Here is a 5033-nt window from a genome sequence, read left to right as displayed (position 1 = left end):
CAGCTTGCCTTCCTTCAGCAGGCGGATGACCTCCGGGATATTGGTTCCGATGGGGCAGCCCTCCTGGCACCTGGGCTTTTTACAGCCCAGGCACCGCGCTGCCTCGTCCATAACATGAAGCGCCATATGATACGCCGCGTTGGAACGGACTGTTAGGCAGCCTTATCGAAGATCAGGCAGTATCAGGTGACCGTCCAGGTGACCAACACCGGGTCCGTGGCGGGCAAGAGCGTGGTCCAGGTCTACGCCCAGACCCCCTACGGCGACTATGAGAAGCAGAACAGCGTGGAGAAGTCCACCATCCAGCTGGTGGGCTTTGAAAAGACCGATATGCTCCAGCCCGGCGAGAGTCAGACCGTCACCGTACCTGTGGAGCGGTACTTCCTGGCCAGCTACGACTCCAAGGGCGCCCAGGGCTACATTCTCTCCTCCGGCACCTACTATCTGTCCGTAGGCGACAACGCCCATGACGCCCTGAACAACGTCCTGGCGGCCAAGGGCTACACCGCCGCCGACGGCAACGCCGCCAAGACCTACTCCTGGACCCAGACCGACCTGGACACCGAGAGCTACCGCTTCTCCCGGGTGGACAGCTCCATCGAGGTCACCAACCAGTTTGACCATGCCGACCTGAACACCTTCGGCATTGAGATGACCTACCTCTCCCGCTCCGACTGGGCGGGCACCTTCCCCGTGGAGCAGATGCACCTGGAGATGAACGAGGCCCTGCTGGAGGAGCTGAGCCTGGACTGGTATGAGCAGCCCGAGGACGCGCCCGCTGTGTCCGACTTCACTCAGGGCGCCGACAACGGCCTGACCTTCTCCGACATGCGTCTGGTGGAGTGGGACGACGAGGAGACCTGGAACAAGTTCATCGACCAGCTCACCATCGACGAGATGGCCAGCATGCTCATGGACTCCCGCGGCACCGCCGCCATTGAGAGCATCGCCATGCCCGCCGCCCCCCGCACCGACGACAACAGCGGCTTCGGCCCCCTGCTCTCCGAGGGTGCCAACGGCATCAAGTGGGTCACTGAGGCCCTCACCGCCCGCACCTGGAACAAGGCCCTCTTTGAGTCCCGCGGCCGGGTCATGGGCATTGAGGCCACCTTCTGCGGCCTGACCGAGATCTGGTACGGCGGCGGTAACATCCACCGCACCCCCGTGGGCGGCCGCAACTGGCAGTACTACTCCGAGGACGGCAACTTCGGCTACATCATCGGCACCTATGAGGCCATCGGTATGCAGTCCCAGGGCGTCATCTACTGCCCCAAGCACTTTGTCCTCAACGATCAGGAGACCTTCCGCGAGGGTATCTCTACCTTCGCCAACGAGCAGTCCATCCGCGAGATCTACATGCGCTCCTTTGAGGGCGCCATCTGCGACGGCGGCGCACTGGGCATTATGACCAGCTTCAACCGTCTGGGCTGCCGCTTTGCCTCGGCCAACTACAACCTGGTCCACAACGTCCTCAAGGGCGAGTGGGGCTTCAAGGGTCACGCCACCACCGACGGCTACACCCAGTCCGGCTTCAAGATGCACTTCGAGGAGGAGGCCACCGCCGGTATCGACTACACCTGCGCCAGCAACAGCGACTACGGCGATGCCGTCAAGAGCTATTGAGGCCGGTGACGGCTATATGCTCCAGTGCCTGCGGGACATCACCAAGCACAACATCTACGCCATGTCCCGCACCTTTATCCAGAACGGCCTGAGCAGCAACACCGCTATCGTCTCCATCGTCCCCTGGTGGGAGACCACCCTGCTGGCCATCTCGGCCGTGTCCGGCGTGGGTTTTGTCCTGTGCGCGGTGCTCACCGCTGTGTGGACTCTGGGCGGCAAGAAGCGTTCTGACGAGAAGGAGGGTTAAGCATGAGCAAGCGCGTAAAAGCTTCCGGCGTCAGTGCAAAGCTGAGCCAGTTCAGCGCCCTTCTGGGGGTGGTGAGCCTGGTGGCCTTCTGCATCTACGGCGCTGTGTTTCAGTACTTTGACCTGGTGGTCCTGCTGACCATCGCCCTGGGCGTGGTGTGCATGGAGGGCTACGTGCTCTCCTCCGCCCGGCCCGCCCAGCTGCTCAACATGTTCGGCGTGGCCTGCTACGCCTACGCTGTGGGCCTGTTCTTCCTCAACAGCTACAACGTCTGGGCCGACTGGTACGGCAACTTCACCATGTACGGCTCCCGGGGCGGCATCGCCCCTGTGGTGGCCATCATGGTGCTGCTGCTGGTCTGCTGCGTCACCGGAATCATCTCCTGCTTTACCGCCAAGGGAAAGGATGTGGGCAAATGAAACAGGCGAAAAAACTGCTGCCCCTGGCGGCGCTGATCTGCCTGCTGTGCACCTCCTGCGCCACCACCGCCGTGTCCAACGCCCAGCGCTATCTGGACAGCTCGGGCGCCATTCTGGACACTCTCTTTGCCAGCACCACTGCCGCCGCTCCCTCCAGCAGCGGCGGTGAGACCGTGGCTGCCGAGCCTCTGGGCACTCCCACCGACTTTGTGATGAATGAGGACGGCACTTACTCCTTTACCGGCGTGGAGGGTGCGGACTACTACCTGCTCTACTTCTGCGCCCCCGACACCGCCGAGGACGACAACAGCTTCCTCTACTCCAGCGTGCCCATCCCCGCCGACAGCGGCGCGGGCACCTACACCGGCAGCTACCTGGACGTACTCAACGCCGCCTACGGTGAGTATCTGGCCAGAGTGGTGGCCTGCCCCGCCATCGGAGACGACAGCCACAGCATGTCCGCCCCTGCCGCCACCCCCTTTACCGCTGTGGGTGAGCAGTCCGCCCCCACGCTGGAGTACTTCTGGGACCCCTTCTCCGACACCATGAGCTTCCAGCTGTCCAACGCGGGTGCCTACACCTATGAGGCCTACCCCGCCAAGGTGGAGGTCACCTGCACCAACGTCAGCGACCCGGCCGACACCGTGACCGCCGTGCTGGAGGGGGTCACGCCCGACAACATCAACTTCTCCACTCCCCTCACCAAGGGCCAGACCTACACCATCACCGCCCACGCGGTCAGCGACAGCGCCTATGTCACCAACACCACCAGCGACGAGACTGTGGTGGTGGAGAACGCGGCTCTGGGTGAGCTGAACATGCTCAGCTCCGGTTACTCCTACTCCCACGGCTCCATCAACTTCCCCCTGCTGACCGAGAACTTTGACCTGGTCAACGGCGGCTCCGCCGGAACCATGATGGGCTTTGCCGGCTCCTACACCTATAATTGCACCCCCACCACCCCCTCCGCCGGGTCCGCCTACACCTACATCATTGACATCTACTTCGTGGACCAGGGCGAGGGCATGCTGGAGCTGCGGGAGGACGGCACCGCCACGCTGAATTTCAACAACGGCACCGTCGCCCCTGACTAAGCCCCCCTTCAATCCCATACGGCATATGTGCAGCAAAAGGGCCAGTTCAGCATGAACTGGCCCTTTTGTATGTCCGGAACGCCTTCCGCTCCATGACGCCCGTCCCTTTCACAGTGCAGACCCCAGGGCCGGCTTCAGTCCTGCCGCAGCAGGCCGGGTACATCGGCAAAGGCATAGGTGATGTGGATATGTCCGTCCTCAAAAATCAGAATCTCCTTCACACTCTCCGCCACCGTGACCCGGTCCAGCCTGGTCAGCCCTCCCTGCCGGAGCAGCGCCTCTGCCCAGGACAGGCCGTGGTCCTCCGTCTGTCCGTTTCCGGAGAGCTGCTCCAGCTGGGCGTTCAGCTCCCCCTCCTGGCGCTCATAGTCCTCCTGATAGCGGAGAAAGTCCTTCCGGCTGATGAGCCCCTCCCGGTAATCCTCATAAGCCGCCTTTTTCAGCCGGTAGAGCCGCTCCAGTCCCGCCTCCAGCCTGTCCCCTTCCGCGCTCGCGCTCCCCTCGGTCCGGGCAGCGGCCTCCTCCACCAGCGCCCCCGCGTCCTTGACGGCGGAGAGGACCCGGTTCAGGTCCTCCAGCACAATCTCCTCCAGCACGGCGTGGGAGATGCTGTGCTTGCTGCATACGGTGGGGCCGTACCGCTTGTAGGAGCCGCAGCTGTAATAGATGCCGCCGGCGCTTCTGGTCTTTACCATGGCACGTCCGCAGTCACCGCAGCGGAGAAAGCCCGCGAAGGGGCTCTGGTTCTGCTCAAAGCTCAGCTCCCTGGTCCGCCTGGCCAGCAGGACCTGCACCCGCGCCCACTGCTCCGGCGGAATGATGGCCTCGTGGGTGTCCGGGACCACCGCCCAGTCCTCCCTGGCCCTCTGTTTGGCCCTGCCGTGCATGGTCAGGCGGAGGCTCCTGCCCTGCTCCATATTGCCCGCGTATATCTGGTTCTGCAAAATCCGGTGGACGGTGGCATAGGTCCAGTAGGTGGTCTTGTCCATCCTGCGGCCGTTGCGGTACCGCTCCCCCAGAATCCGCTTGTACTCGCTGGGGCTGGGGATGCCCTCCCGGTTCAGGGTCTTGGCGATTCTCAGCTTTCCATACCCTCGCTCGAACAGGTCGAAAATCCGCCGCACCACCTGGGCGGCAGGCGGGTCGATGAGCAGGTGGTTGTGGTTGTCCGGGTCCTTCCGGTAGCCGTAGCTGGCAAAGGCCCCGACAAATTCCCCCCGCTCCTGCTTGGTGCGGATGGCGGAGCGCACCTTGTCCGAGATGTCCCTGGCATACTGGGTGTTGAAGATATTCTTCATGGGCAGCAGCATGTCGTACCGGCCTGCGGCGCTGTCCACATGGTCGTTGATTGCGATGAACCGGACGCCCCGGGCGGGAAATTCCCGCTCCAGATAGCGCCCCACCTCGATGTAGTCCCTGCCGAACCGGGACAGGTCCTTGACCAGCACGCAGTTCACCCGCCCTCCGCGGATGTCCTCCTCCATGGACCGGAAGGCGGGGCGGTCAAAGTTGGTGCCGGTGTAGCCGTCATCAGCCGCTGTCAAGTAAGGACTAAATAATTTTGCACTTTGTTTACAGTTTCGTGAGTTACGAAGCCGCATCTACTGTTTCAAGGCAGGTCAGCAACTTTTCCAGCTCATCCCGCAGGGC

At 62.9% G+C, this 5033-nt stretch carries 6 protein-coding genes; 4 read left to right on the top strand and 2 right to left on the bottom strand.

Translation table 11 applies throughout. From position 1 onward, the window contains the following. The coding region (locus ACOX7T_RS14785) for a hypothetical protein (protein ID WP_433440121.1) at nucleotides 1-111 on the bottom strand (111 nt) is incomplete at its 3' end. An 87-nt stretch (nucleotides 112-198) separates the two neighbouring features. Here ACOX7T_RS14785 and ACOX7T_RS14780 point away from each other — a divergent pair. Genes ACOX7T_RS14780 through ACOX7T_RS14765 form a run of 4 tightly spaced genes read left to right on the top strand, consistent with a single transcriptional unit; the run spans nucleotide 199 to nucleotide 3383 of the window. Next, nucleotides 199-1623, top strand: a complete 1425-nt coding sequence (locus ACOX7T_RS14780) for a glycoside hydrolase family 3 N-terminal domain-containing protein (RefSeq protein ID WP_433444139.1) — start codon at nucleotides 199-201, stop codon at nucleotides 1621-1623. Then, entirely contained in the window at nucleotides 1604-1870 is a 267-nt protein-coding gene (locus ACOX7T_RS14775; protein WP_433444137.1) for a hypothetical protein, read from the top strand. The genes ACOX7T_RS14780 and ACOX7T_RS14775 overlap by 20 nt, the downstream gene beginning before the upstream one ends. 2 nt (nucleotides 1871-1872) lie before the next feature. Further along, nucleotides 1873-2289, top strand: a complete 417-nt coding sequence (locus tag ACOX7T_RS14770) for a hypothetical protein (protein ID WP_433444135.1) — start codon at nucleotides 1873-1875, stop codon at nucleotides 2287-2289. Then, nucleotides 2286-3383 carry a hypothetical protein gene (locus tag ACOX7T_RS14765; protein WP_433444133.1) on the top strand — a complete coding sequence of 366 codons (1098 nt, stop codon included), beginning with the start codon at nucleotides 2286-2288 and terminating at the stop codon, nucleotides 3381-3383. Before ACOX7T_RS14770 ends, ACOX7T_RS14765 begins: the two co-directional genes overlap by 4 nt. A gap of 134 nt (nucleotides 3384-3517) precedes the next feature. On the opposite strand, the gene ACOX7T_RS14760 is transcribed toward ACOX7T_RS14765, so the two are convergent. Further along, nucleotides 3518-4927 carry a recombinase family protein gene (locus ACOX7T_RS14760; protein WP_433444131.1) on the bottom strand — a complete coding sequence of 470 codons (1410 nt, stop codon included), beginning with the start codon at nucleotides 4925-4927 and terminating at the stop codon, nucleotides 3518-3520. Between the last annotated feature and the right edge of the window lie 106 nt (nucleotides 4928-5033).

The organism is Pseudoflavonifractor sp., from assembly GCF_050943825.1.
Classification (GTDB): Bacteria; Bacillota; Clostridia; order Oscillospirales; family Oscillospiraceae; genus Pseudoflavonifractor.
The sequence above is the reverse complement of the archived record's forward strand: the minus strand, read 5'-3'. Positions and strand labels throughout refer to the sequence as shown.